General features: G+C 44.7%; 9 protein-coding genes. 2 read left to right on the top strand and 7 right to left on the bottom strand.

Annotation, left to right across the window (positions count from 1 at the left end; all coding sequences use genetic code 11):
• Positions 1 to 101: 101 nt before the first annotated feature.
• Positions 102 to 899 (top strand): 2-oxo-tetronate isomerase, encoded by a 798-nt coding sequence (gene otnI, locus CW749_RS18435; RefSeq protein ID WP_101113763.1) that lies wholly within the window; start codon positions 102 to 104, stop codon positions 897 to 899.
• A gap of 44 nt (positions 900 to 943) precedes the next feature.
• Here the strand turns inward: otnI and CW749_RS18430 are convergent, their stop codons facing one another.
• The 7 genes from CW749_RS18430 to CW749_RS18400 form a co-directional block, all read right to left on the bottom strand.
• Positions 944 to 2,260 (bottom strand): McrC family protein, encoded by a 1,317-nt coding sequence (locus CW749_RS18430; RefSeq protein ID WP_101113742.1) that lies wholly within the window; start codon positions 2,258 to 2,260, stop codon positions 944 to 946.
• Positions 2,261 to 4,210, bottom strand: coding sequence for an AAA family ATPase (locus CW749_RS18425; protein WP_101113741.1), 1,950 nt, complete (start codon positions 4,208 to 4,210; stop codon positions 2,261 to 2,263).
• A 61-nt stretch (positions 4,211 to 4,271) separates the two neighbouring features.
• The gene (locus tag CW749_RS18420) at positions 4,272 to 5,780 is read right to left on the bottom strand and encodes a restriction endonuclease subunit S (RefSeq protein ID WP_145997864.1); all 1,509 of its coding nucleotides are present in this window, start codon (positions 5,778 to 5,780) and stop codon (positions 4,272 to 4,274) included.
• Positions 5,780 to 7,399 (bottom strand): N-6 DNA methylase, encoded by a 1,620-nt coding sequence (locus CW749_RS18415; protein WP_101113740.1) that lies wholly within the window; start codon positions 7,397 to 7,399, stop codon positions 5,780 to 5,782. Before CW749_RS18415 ends, CW749_RS18420 begins: the two co-directional genes overlap by 1 nt.
• A 120-nt stretch (positions 7,400 to 7,519) precedes the next feature.
• Positions 7,520 to 11,068, bottom strand: coding sequence for a type I restriction-modification system endonuclease (gene hsdR, locus CW749_RS18410; RefSeq protein ID WP_101113739.1), 3,549 nt, complete (start codon positions 11,066 to 11,068; stop codon positions 7,520 to 7,522).
• Between the two features lie 476 nt (positions 11,069 to 11,544).
• Positions 11,545 to 14,019, bottom strand: a complete 2,475-nt coding sequence (locus CW749_RS18405) for an EAL domain-containing protein (protein ID WP_101113738.1) — start codon at positions 14,017 to 14,019, stop codon at positions 11,545 to 11,547.
• Positions 14,016 to 15,134: a substrate-binding domain-containing protein gene (locus tag CW749_RS18400; RefSeq protein WP_101113737.1), complete on the bottom strand. Its 1,119-nt coding sequence runs from the start codon at positions 15,132 to 15,134 to the stop codon at positions 14,016 to 14,018. Before CW749_RS18400 ends, CW749_RS18405 begins: the two co-directional genes overlap by 4 nt.
• 151 nt (positions 15,135 to 15,285) lie before the next feature.
• Between CW749_RS18400 and CW749_RS18395 the strand changes: the two genes are divergently transcribed.
• Positions 15,286 to 16,329, top strand: coding sequence for a substrate-binding domain-containing protein (locus CW749_RS18395; RefSeq protein ID WP_237322495.1), 1,044 nt, complete (start codon positions 15,286 to 15,288; stop codon positions 16,327 to 16,329).
• The last annotated feature ends 47 nt before the right edge of the window (positions 16,330 to 16,376 follow it).

The following is a 16,376-nucleotide window of genomic DNA, read 5'->3' as shown; positions in this document are numbered from 1 at the left end:
TATGTGTATCCATCTCATCTCAATCCCTGTTAGGATAAGACGTGCCACAGTATTCCATTCAAGGATTGATAGGAGATAACGGTATGACAGAAAAAAGAAAGGTGCCTAAGTTTGCCGCAAATTTAACCCTACTCTTTACAGAAGAACCCTTTCTCAACCGATTTGCACAAGCTCAAGCGTCTGGATTTCGTGCTGTGGAGTGTTTATTCCCGTATGCTTACCCACCACAAGACATCGCAGAAAAGCTTGAAAAGCACCAACTTGAGTTAGCTTTATTCAACCTGCCGCCTGGAAACTGGTCACACGGAGAAAGAGGATTAGCCGCTCTGCCGGATCGCGAACAAGAGTTTCGAAACAGTGTTGAACTGGCTCTGAAGTACGCTTTGGAGCTTCGATGTAAGAAAGTACATGTTATGGCAGGCATTGTTGAATCGTGTTTTTCTCGCCAACAACACATCGCCACTTTCATCAAGAATTTGCGATACGCTGCCGACGCTTTTTCGCCATACGGCATTGACGTTATGATTGAGCCTTTGAACAGCCGCGATATGCCTGGTTATCTAATTTCACACCAAAAAGAAGCCGTTGAACTCATCAACCAAATCGACCACCAAAACGTTAAGCTGCAGTTCGATATTTACCACGCTCAAATCATGGATGGCGACATCACCACCCTACTTCGTAAATGCGCACGTCATATTGGACACGTCCAAATCGCCTCAGTGCCCGACCGCAACGAACCCAACTTAGGCGAGCTTAATTTGCCTTACCTGCTAGATGTATTAGACGAGGTTGGCTACCACGGTTGGATAGGCTGCGAATATCGCCCCAAAACCAATACCTACGAAGGGTTGGATTGGTTGAAGCGTTACTCTCAAGACTCAGTATCCACCCAATAGCAATAAGGCGGATACTGATTTTAAAAGGTATTTTGGCTAAACCATTATTGGAAAACGGAATGAATGCATGATGAGCTTTCTAGCCCTTTCAATTTTAGCTGGCTTTTCCCATCAGATTGGAGTTCAAATGGAACAACCCACAGTTTTAAAGAGTCGCTGAAATCAAAACTGTGCTGAATTGGCTCCTTAAAGTCATCGTGAGCAGGGTAGATCAAGAAAAGCTCTCCTTTTCCATTCAAATATTTATGCCCGTAAGCAAACATTTGATAGAAATCTGCTTGAGATAACCCAAAGTTATTCGCTGTAACGTCTACTAACTTCCATTTGGTATCCAGCACAATTGGGGAGCCTTTCGACATGGTAACCAGTAAGTCGGGCTTAAGCCCAAACTGACTTTGACCATCGTGCATCACTAAATGCTTGGACGAGGCTTGTGTCGTAAGCTCAACACCCTCACTAAGCTGCGATTTAAGTATCGACGCCACATAGCTTTCAAACACCGATTCCATAGGAAACAAAAGAGATGGTGCTTCGGCTTCACCTTTCATGCTTACTGGGGTAAAACCTTCAAGGATCAATTTTGCCCAAGCTAAAGACCGTTCATAGTGTTTCATTCCTCGGTTCAGTTTCACCTGAGCGAAGTCATTTTTGACGTCTTGACTTATTGGGACGTCATTAAAAGCAAAATCTAACTCACGTATCCACCGTTGATTCGCGTTGAGGTGAGTGTAAGAGCCTACCTTTTTCAGCGCTGCCCGAATCAGCCGGTTGGCAGGTCGGTTTTGAAGAAATTCATCGTACTCGACATAAAACTTATGCTTATTCACCAAATTGTGCCGAAGTTGCTTGGGCACCGATAATTTGCCTTTTAAAAAAGTAAGGTTGTCTTCACATTGCACGTAATCACTGCGCAACCCACGTTTTACTAACTGGTTTACACTGTGTAAAAACTGCTGAATAAACACCTCAAGCAAGGGCATTTTTTCCGTCTCGATACTCGCTGAATGGGTTTCGATATAACGAAACTCGCGAAGATGCCGAAGCATCATAAGCAGCTTTTTTCTCGCCTCTACGTTTGCAGATTTAGACTGGTCGCTTTTTTTGGCTAACTTGGGCAACACTTCAATGTGTTCACCAATGGGCGTAAAAATCACACCCACATAGTTTTGCACTTGCAGTACTTTGTTCCCATATCGGGTAAACAGCTTTAAAAAACGCCCCACTTTGCCAGCATGTTTGTTTAAACACAATTGCTCTAGGTATTGAAAGGCAGCCAGTGAAATCAGCGTATAGCCATTGGCCTTTGCCACCTCTTCCTCACAGCTCAAATAACCGAACTCATAAACAATAGGCGTGGTCATTTACGACTCGCTCGGTTCGGATTCCGATTTTGTTTCTTCTGACTGTGTGTTTGCCGCATCTGAACGCTTAGCCTCTTTCACGCTGCCAGGCTCATAGATTCCGATGAATGCCTTAGCGTTTTGCCACACGTCTGCACCATTCTCTTTAAGTGAATATTGCTGATACGTTTCCCCAAAGGAATTGAGCCCATGGTTGTCGCCAAATAGCTGCTTTAACGCTGTTTGCTCAAGTGATGTTTTGGTCACAAATTGCAAGTGCTCAGGCTTTTGGTTATCGGCAAGTACTAAGCGAATTTTTTCCCAGTCTTCAAAGAAGTATTCTTCCAGAAGCGGAATGATTTTGTTTTGAAATACTGAAACCAACTCAGAAAACGCCAAGTGTTTTTGCTTTTCATCTTCCAGCTTGTTTTTAACAGGCATAAAAAAGGCGTGACCAAGGGTGTGCTCTCGGTCGTACAAAATCTCGATACGTTCGTTGAGTACCTTAAGCAGTCGCTCAAGGTCGATACCATTGACCACAGCGCCTTTCAGAAGCTCGGGCTTAGGCATCATCTCGACAAAATCAAAACGGCGGCGCAGTGCCGTGTCCATCATGGCTAATGAACGGTCGGCAGTGTTCATGGTGCCGATTAGGTACAAGTTATCAGGTACTGAAAACAGAGGTTTACTGTGCGGCAGACTAATTTCTAAGCATTCGTCAGTCGGTTTTCTTTCTGCCGGCATTCGTTTACTTGGTTCGATAAGGGTAATTAACTCGCCAAAAATCTTAGAGATATTGCCTCTGTTGATTTCATCAATAACCAATACGTAGTTCTTCTTTTGGCATGGTTCTGAGTCTGCGATCTCACTAGGCATACAGCTTTTAAGTTGTTGGAGTGCCTTAAAATAGTAGGTTGCATGTTCTCTTGCTAAACCCGATACCGTTGAATTTTGTTTCACTTCCTGCCGGTTGTTTACACCAGCCAAATAGAGGTTTTTTAAATCCGAAAACTTCATGATCTGAGAAGCCTTCCAGTTACTGCCGCTGTAACGAAAACCTTCCTCTGTAACATCAATGATCGATACCGCTTCGGTTAGGGAAATTCCAGCCGAGTCATAAAAAGCAGAGAGTTTCAACGCCTCTAAACCATGTTCGAATTTTTTTTCCTCATTCAGTGCTTGCTGATCTTTCTGGCTATTTTTCAGGTTTTCTCTGGCGTCATCCGCTATGGCTTTGAATACGCCCTTTTTAATGGTGTATTTGACTTGGTCGTTGTCTGTGGTAGTTGCGCTCAGACCCTCAACAAACTCTTCATAGCCATAGCTTTGGTGGAAGGTAACAAACCGGATGCGTTTGGCTTTTACCAGATCATCGTATATGGCTTTTAACTCACTCCGAGTTTCCCAAAAAGAGCCCGGCTCAGCGGCTTTTACTGCCGCTTCAATAGTGTGATAGGTTTTGCCTGTGCCGGGCGGACCGTAAAGGATTTGGTTTAGAGGGGCTACGTACTCACTCGATGAGTGATCGGGACTATCTGAAAGCATTTCTTTATTTAGATAATCTTTCGGCTTGTAAGGAGAGCGTTCAATTGAATACTTCTTACTGAACTCCGATAACAAATTTGACTGCTGTAAGCGTTCGAATAACCGTTCATTCGTTTGGCAAACCTCCGTATCATCGGCGCCTTCTAATCCAAATCTACGCTTGTATTTCAACTCATTTTGCATCGGGGAAAAGGTGGCAAAAACAGAGTGTGCGGTTTCATGCCTCTCTTTTCTTCCAATACGAATCATGCTGTCTTTAGTATTGGTTGTGTAAATATCTAACCCTGCTTGATGAGCCAAGTTCAAAATTTTACAAAATGAATCCAGAACTTCTGGTTCCCAGTTTTTCATCATACGAGACAATTTATCTACATCCGCAAATTGCTCATAGATGTCTCTTTCTTCGAAAGTTGTTTGGTTATTCATTTCTAGCCATTCGTTGTAATAAAAACCCCGTTGACCTTGCGCTCAACGGGGTTGATTAGAATTATGCGTTTAATGCCTTCTTCGCGGCTCTTTTCTTTGCCGCCTCAGCTTTTTTAGCTGCTTTGACGAGGGCTTCCGCTTCTTTACGAGCTTCGGCGATGCGCTCTAGCAGTTTGTCGGCGGGTTCATCACTTGGGTCTTGCGCCACCAATTCACCTCGGAAGGCTTTTGCCAGAATGCTTTGGGTTAAGTTATCTACCCTCGCCTGCGCCTTTTTCACTTGTGCTTCGATGGTGTCTGCGAGAGCGAAGTATTGATCGACTAGGCGAACGATTTCTTTTTGTTCTTCGATAGGAGGAACTGGTACTAAATCCTTCCTTAAATCAGTCAAATGAATATGTAATAAGCCAGTTCCTACGCCAACCATCTGCTGCTGTAGAATTGGAGACATAAATGCGTACTCCAAATAATCGCTCATATCTTTTGAGACAGGTTTGACGAGCGCTACAGACACAAAAATACTGAATTCAATATCTGTTCTAATTTGACGTACGACTCCAAGAGTTCCATCTTTAGAAATTAAGATATCCCCTCTTTCAGGATTAGTACGCTTAGTAAAATCAACGTGATCGTCATAAGTTACATAATTTAGGTCATCAAAAGAGATACCATTTCCTTTGGTTAGGTTCTTTACTGTAACAAATGGGATTCCCTCGTCTACATATTGAGGTTTTTTATGAACTCCATCAGATACTTTAGATGACAGTGCCTCAACCGAAGCCCACGCCCAATTAAGAGGCAAAGAAAAATCTAACTGATTTTCGACTTCAATTGCAGGTTTGTATTTTCTCTTTTTATTCAGTCGCTTATTCTCTTTCTCCCATTCAACCTTACGAGATATTTCGATTGTCGAAATGAGAGGTTTAACGTCGAAAGTATTCTCCCCACGCCACTCTTCCGTCAACTTACCCGACACCGCAGAAGCGAGTACCGATTGGCGGAAGCGTTTTAGCAAATCTGGGATGCCATCTAGGCGGGCTTTAATGGTGTCGACCTGTGCCAATACCTCATCGAGTTTTTCAACGATGCGTTTTTGTTCGGCTAGTGGTGGAAAACTCACACCAATACTTTCGATTCCCGAAGCAGAAATATTTGGCTGAGCTCCACCGTATGCGATCTCAAGTATTGTCGGCGAAAGATACTTAATTAAATGATTACGAAACCCAAGATCACTTAATTCAGGTGCATTAAGTTTTAAATTACCGACTCGTTGATTCTGATATGCGGGTGTACTTCCCCAATAAACGCCTATCTTACCTGTTGTTGCACCCGACATTGCAACTAAGAGGTCTCCTTTGGCAATTTCAAATTCTGATACTGCAAGCTCAATTGGAACATGATTTGCTTTTTCATCAGAGGCAACCGTGCCATTAATATCGGAGATTCGAATAACAGGAACCGTCATATTGGATGGCTCGCTATAGTCTTTACTCTTAAAGGCAAAACCATTTTTTAGGTGAATATAGTCCCCCAGCTTGGCACTAACCCAACCCTTCGGCATACCACTCATCACTCTGCCTCCGGCTTTTCTGCCAAGCCAAAGGCTTCTGCCACAAGTTGTTTTTGCCCTTCTGCTACATCGTTCGCGCCAAGTGCTTGCATCAGCTGGTAAATTTCAGACATAGCTTCGGTTAGCTCTGCCATCGCTTCCCCGGCGAGCATTTCTGGCTCTGGCAGGTTTTCTGCGCTGGTGGCTTCTAGGTCTTTTAGCCAAGAGATATCTAGGCTGTCACCTTTTTGGTCACGAATGTAGTCACGGCTGAATTTGCGGAAACGAGCGTTGCTTTCTACATGCGCTTGCTCGCTGACGTTCTCAACACTATCATCACCTTCTGGGTAAATAGCTCCTAGGGTTTCGTAAACACCTTCCTCACGAGGTGATTGACCGTTTTTGTCTGCACCGTAAGCGGTAATAAAGGCTTCAAAGTGCTTGGCAGTGAGTGGGCGACGTTTACCAAAGGTGTTCATATTGGTACGCATATCGAATACCCATGTCCCTTTAGTACAGCCTTTATCTTGGTGCTTGTTTTCTGGCGTGCCTTTTTGGAAGAAGAGTACGTTGGTCTTCACGCCCTGTGCGTAGAAGATGCCGGTTGGCAAACGTAAGATGGTATGCAGGTTACACTTGTCCATTAAGTCACGGCGAATTTCCGTACCTTTACCGCCTTCAAATAACACGTTATCTGGAATGACTACCGCGGCACGGCCACCTGGTTCGAGCGCATCGTAGATATGCTGCATAAAACAGAGCTGTTTGTTACCCGTTGGGTGTACAAAGGTGCGGGTAATGTTGGTGCTGGCTGCACTGCCAAATGGCGGGTTGGTTAGGATTACATCGGCTTTTGGCAAGTTTTCCCCTGCGCTACCAAGCGTGTTGCCTAAGCGGATCGCCCCTTCGTTTTTATCGCCTTCAATATCGTGCAGCAGGCAGTTCATCAGGGCTAAACGGCGGGTTTCTGGCACCAGTTCCAGCCCAACAAAGGCTTGTTTCATTTGAAAGTCTTGGTCGTCGCCGCTCAGGGTTTCTAAATCGTTGGTGTGGGCTTTTATGTACTTGTCTGCTTCTATTAAAAAGCCGGCGGTGCCTGCTGCCGGATCCTGAATGATTTCACGGGGCTGCGGCTGCATTAGCTTAACAATGGTGCTGATGAGCGCACGGGGGGTGAAGTATTGCCCCGCGCCAGACTTGGTTTCGTTGGCGTTTTTTTGCAGCAGCCCTTCGTACATGTCACCAAAGTCGTCGCGGCTTTTGCCTTGCCCTTGCCCAGAATCGGATTCGTCAAACCATTCCAGGTTGTCCATGTTGTTCACCAGCTCTGTGAGCTGCGCAGGCTGGGTAATGGTGGTGTTTACGTTTTGGAAAATGGCACGAACAATGGCGTGGTCGTCGGCACCCAACTGCACCAGCATATTTCGGTAGAACTGGTGCTGTTCTTGGCCTAGTTTGGCTTTTAGATCGGCCCAGTGGTAACCCTCTGGCAGCAATTCATCTTCTTGGCCTGTCTCTTCACACATTTTCAGAAACAGCAGAGACGCCAGCTCGTTGACGTAGTTTTGGTAAGAGACGCCGCCATCGCGCAGGTTGTCACACAGCTTCCACAGTTTGCCGACCAGATCATTATTGTTCATGTTTGTTCTCTTGTTTGTTATAGGCAAGTGCGGCGATGTACGTTCTCAGGTTCTGATTTGAACAACGCCCAGCACTTGCTTTTTATTTGGCTACGTTAAATCGGGTTCGATTCTACTGAGTTAGGCGGGCGCATCCCACATATATTCTTTAAATTGGGTGAGAACGCTGTCTAATTCGTCATTAAAGACGCGCTCTAGCTTGCGTTTCCCCCCTTTGCGTTTGTAATTCCCCGTTTTAAAGGTGTCATCGTCGAGCACCACTTTTTCTTTTATGGATGAAGCAAGGCGATCAAGCCAGTTTAGCTGCTCGGCGCTCCACGCGTTTTGCGCTTTGATTTTGGTCAGCGCGAGATCGACCCTTTCTTCAAATGGCAATAGCGCATCTCCAATGGCGGCTCGGCGAATGTGACCGACAAGGCGAGCGGCAATATCTTGGTTTTTGGTCTCTTTCCACGCTTTTTTGAGGGTTGGCTCGTTAAAGTTTTGCGCATCGAACCACTCTTGCAGTTCTAACAAGCCTTTTCGAGTTAAATCCCTTGGGCGGTTGACGATCACGTTTAACGCTTCTTGCTGGTTAATGGAACGATCCACCAGCGCGTCAAAGGCTTCTAAGAAGTCTTGCGCGGTTTCATGCTCGCCATACACGGTTTCAACGCGCAAAACTTCGTCGTCTACGTCGGTGAAAATCGGCATGTCTCGCAAGTCGTTTATTTCTTGTTTGAGCTGCTCTAACCGCCCGACCATGCTGGCCACCTTGTTAAACACTTCTGCCGACCATTTGGGGCCTTTCTGCTTGAGTGTATTGGCAAGATTACCGAAATTACACCCTGCTGAACTTAAGCAAAGTTCATCCAGGCGTTTGATTTGGCTGTCGATGTTTTTTGATTTGTAACGGTTGAATTCTGCATGTTTGGCAATCCGTTGAAGCTTGGCGATCAATTGCTCGTGGCTATGTTCCGCAAAGCTTCGGCCATCTGCTTCCTTCACTTTGTACGTTTCAGAATCCGTGATTTCGTTCACTAAGGTTTGCAGCTCCACTTTAGGGCGAACCACAACAGGGCGCATGGTATCGACACTTTGCAGTGTGGAATACAAATCCACGACGTCGAAGATCTTAAACGCGGTTTTCCCCACGGCTGGACACAAGCGAGTTGCCCGTCCTTTCATTTGCTCATACAAAATACGGCTGCGCACTTTGCGCATAAACACGAGGTTACAAATGCTTGGGACATCAATACCCGTAGTGAGCAGATCAACGGTGACGACGATGTTTGGCAAGCGCTCTTTTTTGAAACGAGTGATCATCGATTGGACTTTGGTTGCGTCTTTGTCTGAATCACCGGTGATTTTGATGATCGCATCGTGCTCTAGCTGAGGGTACTTGGCTTTAAAGGCGGTTCGTAGCTCTTCAACGACGGTATCGGCGTGTGTGTTGTTTACACAGAATACCAATGTTTTCTGCGGGCTGGTTGGATCTATGTGATTCACCAGCTCTTCGCATACCACTTTGTTAAAGTTAGAGGCAATCAATGCGCGGTTGAAGTCGGCCACTTCAAAACCTTGTTCGTCTTCTAGGGTGTCGCTGATGAGTTCACCTTGGTTAGACAAACGTTGCACCTCTGTGCCTTGCGAATAATACACACCGCCTTCGCTTAACTTGGTGATGATGCGAATGGATGGGTCCTGATCACATAGGTAACCGTCCACCACCGCTTTTCGATAACCGTAACGGTAAACCGGAGCTTTCTTCACACCACCAAAAATATCAAGGGTGTGCACTGCCGTAGTGGCGGTAAGACCGATTTTTACGGCATCGAAATGGTCGATGATTCTGCGATACGCTGAAATGAAGTCTAGTTGGCTTCTGAACTTTTCTTCACCTTCGGTTTGTTCTTTATCAAGAATATAGCCCCGGTGTGCTTCATCCACAATAATGCAGTCGTAACGCCCAATGGGCATCACTTCATCACTTTTAAGCGTGCGATTTACTAGCGACTGAACCGTTGCTACGTGAATTTTTGTGCTATCTTCAGGAAAACGTTCCGTAAGTCCTTGGATGTTAAAAATCGTATTAAAGGTGTCGCCTTTGATGCTGGTATCTTCAAACGAATCTAATGCCTGTTTACCCAGTGATGTTCTATCAACGAGGAATAAAATGCGTTTAAAGCGCTGCGACTGGATCAATCGATACATGATGGCAATGGCGGTTCGAGTTTTACCTGTACCCGTTGCCATGGCGAGCAAGATGTCTTGTTCACCATTGATGATGGCTTTTTCTACGGCTTGAACGGCTTCTTCTTGGTAATACCACAAGCCCAAATCGCTCATGTCTGCGTTTTTACTAAACCACTTGTTGTTGAGCTGGTCGTCGCTGTCTAGCTTGGCGATGAGCTCTTCCGGCCGGTGCCACTCTGGCAGTGCTTTGGGCATATTGGTTGGGTGGCGTACATCTCGAAACCAGATCCCGCTTTTGTTTTTCTGGGCGGCTCTATAGCCTCGCCCATTGGCAGAAAAACAGAATGGGATCTTAAAACGTTCACTGCCACTGGAGTCTGCCCACGTGGGTAAATAAGATGGAAACGCATCTGCTACGGCTTTTTGCTCTTTGTCATCATTGGCAGCTTGTTGCAATTGATCACGCAAGAAATCATTATCAAAGTACTTGCTGTAGCGGTATGCCTCGTTCAGCTTGGCGGATACGTCTTCGTTGCTTTTCTTCGCTTCAATAACGCCTACCGGTTTTAAACCAACAAACAGTACGTAGTCGGCAAAGCCTGTTCTTCCGGTTTCATCTTTGCCTGTTGGCCACTCAGCAATGGCCATATTGCGCCCAACTTGAGGACGAGTGCCGTTGGCGAATTTCAATTTTTTTGTATCCGCATCCCAGCCAGCTTTACGCAGCTGGGTATCGATGAGATAACGGGTTTCCTCTTCGCTTAGGTCTAGAGGGCGTAATTTCGCCTCATCGATGATTTGTTTCTTATACGCTTTACGTTCTGCTTCTGTCTTCTTCGACAGCTCTACTTCTTGTTCTTTAAGCTTGGCTTCAAGGGCATGAATACGGGCTTGATACTGAACTTCCGTTTCTTGCTGCTTACTCTCCAATACCGAAATATAACCACTCAATGCGATTAACTTTGCCTGCTGAGCTTCGTACTCAGCTTTGGATTGCTCTTTCGCTTGTTTTTCACTTTGGAGCGCAAGAGCCAGCTCCTGTTTCAGTGAGGCGATTTCCTGTTCAAACTCCTCATTATTTTCGGAGGTTGGCAGAACAAATTCTGGTGCAGGGAAATCGTATTGTTTGGTGACTAATCGGTAATACCACACCGCGATACGGAACGCGAATCGCAGGCACATTTCGGCATCTTGCAAATCATCGTGGTACTCGTGTACTGCCTGATTACCTATTTTACGTAGCTTATGGAATACGTTAAGAATGCCGTCATCGACAAAAGGGATTTTGCCCAATTCACGCAAGAGATCGTATTGGTTATCAGGAATTGGGATGTCTAGCAATTTTGCTAGGTGTTTTGCAGTTGATTCGCCAAAAATTCGCAATTTGGCAAGCGTGGTGTTTGGGTCATCCGGATAGTTTTTTTCTGCTGCGCGAGCAATAGCGTACAAGAAATCATTTACGCCTTTCAGGAATTCGAAGTTAGACCTAGCCATGTGTCCTTCCTTGCTTGTATTCGTTGTTCATTACTTCTGCTTACCAACTTTATATGGCATGGACGGTCAGGGCCGGGGTTATTGGACTTTTGCCTTTGTCGATAAGGTTTGTTCTTATTACGCACTCAGGTGCGCTGTTCGAGCGATTGTAATGATAACTTTCGCAATACTCCACACTTCAGATCACGTTTACTTTACGTATGGTTAGAGTTTGTTCGATATTTATTGATATTCTACTTGTCTTATACAAAAAGAGCTTTAAATTAAAGAAAAGAGACCTTGCGGTCTCCTTCGTTGAACTGGGTGGTTTAATACCAATCACAGTCAGTAAGTGTTCATAAATAGCGAAGGAAAAACGCTTGAGAACAAGGCAAGAAATTTCGATAAGTAGTTATTCTACAATCAAATTTTTTAACGCAGTTATCGAGTGTTTTAACAAGCTAGAATGAGTAATTACTTACTACGATTGGTATAAGTTAACCTTGTCGCTGCTTTTTCTGATCATCGGTCAGATAACCTAGCCAATCATCAACAGGTAATGGTTTGGCAAAGTAAAAACCTTGAGCGCAGCGGCAACCGATTTGCAACAGCGTATCGACATGGCTTTTGGTTTCTACCCCTTCCGCTATCACCGCTAAATCCAGAACCTGAGCCATTTTGAGGACAGCACTGGTGATCTCATAATCGAGCTTGGATGAATTCACATCTTGAATAAAGCCTCTGTCGAGCTTAATGCAGTCTGCAGATAGGTTTTTGAGAACAGAGAGTGAGGAATACCCTGTTCCAAAATCGTCGATGGCAATCTTATAACCTCGCGCTCTCAACGTTTCAATGGTGCGTACGCAGGTTTCAAAATCACGCATCATGTCTCGTTCTGTTATTTCAAGCAGCAATTGATGCGGCTTGCAGTCCGTTTCGTCGAGAATACTTTGTAACTGTTCGGCTAAGTCCGTCATGTAGAACATTCTCGCTGAGAAGTTTACCGAGAATATGATGCCGTCTAAATTCGTTCCTTCGTTTTGCCATTCAGATATCAAACTGGCTACTTCCCTGAATACCCACTTGTCGATATCAATAATCAGGTCCGTTTTCTCTGCCACTTCGAGGAAATCGATAGGCAGAAGTAATCCCAGCCTTGGATGTTGCCAGCGCACCAAGGCTTCCGCTCCGATGACTTTTTGAGAATGTAAGTCAATCTTAGGTTGGAAATAAACAACTAATTCATCATTCTTAATCGCTTGGTGTAAACCAACGTTGGTTTCAATCAAGTCGGTCACTTCTAAGGTCATCTTATCCGCATATACTCGGTACTGATCCCGACCGTTTCGTTTGGCGTGGTACATAGCCGTGTCTGCATTTCGAATGAGTGTTTCACCATCGGCACCATGGTTAGGGAACTGACAAACCCCAATACTGGCCGAAACAAACACCGTTTTATCTTGGATGTAATAGGGTTTTCTTAATGCTTTGTTGATGCGATCGGCCAGGACTTCACCACTCGATAAACTGTCTACTTTGGTCAGAACCACCATGAATTCATCCCCTCCCATTCGAGCGACAAATCCAATTTCCGAAATCAACTGGTCGAGAATTTCAGCAATGCTCGCCAACAAGTTATCACCCGAAGCGTGACCTAATGAGTCATTGATCGTTTTAAATTCATCAACATCTAAGTAAAGCAGTAGAAATGATGTTTCTTCTTCGGTCGCTTTAGCAATTTCCTCATCCAACCTTTTGGTCGCCAGTAGCCTGTTTGCCAAACCGGTAAGGGGATCGTGATGAGCCAAGAAGTCGAAATTTTTCTTCTCTTCATTCAAATCAGAATACGCTTGAGACAGACGAACAGCCATCTTGTTAAACGCGTTCTCTATGTGGCTCCATTCATCTGTTCTTCCTAGGTTGATCGGTTTATTTGCGCCTTGAGACTCAAGACCTTCAAACCCTTCTTTTAAGTCATCAAGCGGTTTTCGAATGTGTCGTTTCACAACTTGGCTGATCAGTAGCAAGGAGGTAAGAAACGCAAGAATACTGATGATGATGGCATTAAATCTGGATTGGCTAATTTCTTGCTCTAGCTGCTGGGTAAGTTGCAGAGCTTGCTTTTGAACGCGCGCTTCTGTTCTTTCCACCATATCAAGCAATTCATTTTGCGCGCTCACCAACGCTTGCATGACCACCCAACGTTGTTCTAAATTCGCGCTAATGCGCCGCAATGCTGCGTTGTAACGTCTTACCGTGCGCTTCATTCGTTTTTTTTGCGCTTTTACTTCATTGGTGTCGATGTCGACGTTTTCCAAATGCAGTAAAAAGATATCGAGTTCTTTTTGAATCTCGATTATTAGCACTTTCTCTGTTTCTGGTGTGATACGGCTGTGAATGCTACCAACCATTTTACCAACGGTGAGAAACACTTCGCGCAGCATGTTCACCAAATCGAGTTCATTGTTGTAACGAATATAGTTTGGCTCGCGAATGTGAGTGAGTTTGCTGTCGGCAACAACTAATTCAAGTTGATCAAGCTGTTCGGCTAAAGAGTCGTCAATTTCTTGGGTCTGTTTCAGGATTCGATTCAGCGCCAGTGAACTCCCCAAAAAACGGTGAAAGTTATCGATAAATGAGTCCATTTTTTTCGAGAAATCTCGGTTAGTCGATAGATCTCTCAAACGCTGCAATTGAAGATCGATATTGAATGCTTCCTCGGACAACGTAGTTTCACTGAACAGAAACGTTTGCTCTAGCAATTTCACTCTTGAAGTCAGGGCGAAAACTCGGCGGCTGATTTCCGAGTTCACAGTCAGCACAGAAACGTGTTCGGAGGCTTCCGTTTTTAGTGTGGATTCAACGTAATATAACGAACGAATAACGGTGAACAAGGCGATACTAAGAATGGCCAATAGTAATAGATTGGAGAATATAATGCGCTGAGTAATACTGGCTTGATTTAATTTCATCGACCCTTCCATATTTTTAGGTAGGCGTCACGGTAACCATTTTGGGGGTCATAAATACCCGTATCTTCCTGATTGATAAGTTCCGCTACGTTTTCCGGTGTCACTAAGTGTACAGGTGCCGAATACCCACTTGGTGGCATACCATGAAAAGCTCGGTTTAGCTCATCGACTGTCTGCCAACCTTGCAGGTAAAGAGGCTCAGGAACGGTGGCTAACTGGAAATAATCTTGGTCTATGCGCTTATACGCCGCTTTACTTCCATCACCCGCAGAAATATTGTCTGAAACGGGCTTCCCTTTCTCTATATTGGACTCTAGTGATGGGATTGCGTAGTCGATGTATAAGTCATTAATAGCCAAAATGTGAGTAATCTGTTCTTCATGTTTATCCCAAAGGTACTCGAAGGTTTCTGGCATCTCCTCGGCTATTTTATCCAACGGCAGCGGTTGTACTTCCAATAGATTACAAGTTTGACAGCGCTTGATGGTATCTGCCATCACGTTGGCTTTTATGGTGGCAATCTCGTAGTTAGGGTCCGTGAATACCACAGCATTAACATTGCCGTTAGAATTCACAATTGCCAGTAGCGCCGCCACTTCAGCCACATCGATCGGGTCGGTCGTGATGTTCATGTACAACCCAAGCTCTTCATTTCCACCAGCCTGCTCGGTTGCATGCCAACCAATTACCACAATGCCTAGGCTTTCAGCAAGCTTCAGGGTTTCTCGGTGACGTTGCGCATCTATTCCTCCAAGAACGATAGCATCCGGTTCAAACCCAATGGCTTTTCGCAATGCTGCTCCCTGCCTCACTTCAGATCCCAATCCATCGATGAAGCGGAGATGCCAATCTAAGTTGGAAATGGCTTGTGACATACCCCTTGCCACGCCATAAACGCCTCCATTTCTTAGATCGGAAGCAATAAAGATGATGTTCTTCTCGTGGACCATTTTCGGTCCATCTGTAGGGCCATCCCAATTCAGGTCACTCGCCACTGCTTTTGCAACTTTTTCACGCGCGTAAGCGAGAAAATCCCCATCAAAAGTATTGGCTATACTGTATGAGCTATAAGCAACTATGAACCAAGAAACGGACCAGCGTATGATTTTCTTCATATATTTGTATATTTAATTATTTTTTTGTAAGCATTTTTGTATAGATTAACAATAATGTTAATACATAATTAAACAATTGGTAACAGTGATGGGTGACCAGATTTATAAATATTTTCTTGCTGCAATATTCATAGCTCTAGCTACGACGCCAATGGAAGGCTTAACCAAGGACAACAAGGGCGAGAACTCCTATACACATCAAGTAGATGCAAACAAACTAGACAGTTTTCAAGTTACGGTAAGCGCCAACCCTGAACCGCTAACTAAAAAACTTAACAAGCCCGTTCGCATTGCAATTATTTATCCAAGCGCCGATATCTCTGATTTTTGGGTACGTAACTTCATAGCAATGACAAAACGTTTGGAAGCACTAAACCTCCCTTTTGAAATCGATGAGTTTGCCTCAAAGCAGATAGAGCACTCGTTGCAGACACAATATACTGAAACGGTTCTCAATTCAGACATTCCATACGATTTTGTCATTTTCGGACCATCTGAGCTTGGTATACAAGCCGGAAATATTCAAAAATTATCTGCATCTAGAGATTTCCAAACCTTTATTTGGGCGTTCCATACGCCCAATCCCGAGTGGAGTCATCAGCCAGATGCTTGGTTTGACTTTTCTAGTGAAATGGGTGCAGAAGTACTTTGTGACTACGTAATCAAGGAGTTAGGAAAGGGAGTGGAATTTGCCGCTAACCGTGGTATTCCCGGAATCACCGATACTCAACGTTCACAAGGTTTTATTGACTGTGTAGAAGAGAAAGGCGATTGGCTTAGCCTTTACGAACATTTCGGACAGTATCAGAAGCTCGGGGGAGCTGATGGCGTTCGTTTAGTGTTAGATAATTTTCCAGAAGTTTCTATGCTTCACAATGCCAATACTGCAATGACAATGGGCGCTGTAGACGCATTAATTGAGGCAAATAAGCACGAAGATATTTTCGTGACTGGTTGGGGTGGAACGGCCAAGGAGATCGAGAAAATAAAGCGCGATGAATTGGATGCCACGCCCATGCGTATGAGTGATGACTTGGGCGTAGCAACGGCTGAAGCAATCAAATTTTATGTTGAAAAACGCGCAGCAGAAGTCCCGCATATCTATCTCGGGCGTATTACTGTGGCTCACAGTGGCATGAGTGATGTGGAGCTGAATACACTCACACGTGAGGCTTTTCGTTACTCCGGTCAATAACCGACTTACACTATTCGCTATTTTAATTACGGGTTGCTGTTCATTTA

Source organism: Vibrio sp. vnigr-6D03, assembly GCF_002835515.1.
In the GTDB taxonomy this organism is placed as follows: domain Bacteria; phylum Pseudomonadota; class Gammaproteobacteria; order Enterobacterales; family Vibrionaceae; genus Vibrio; species Vibrio penaeicida.
Note: the sequence above shows the minus strand (reverse complement) of the source record. Positions and strands in the feature narration are given on the sequence as shown.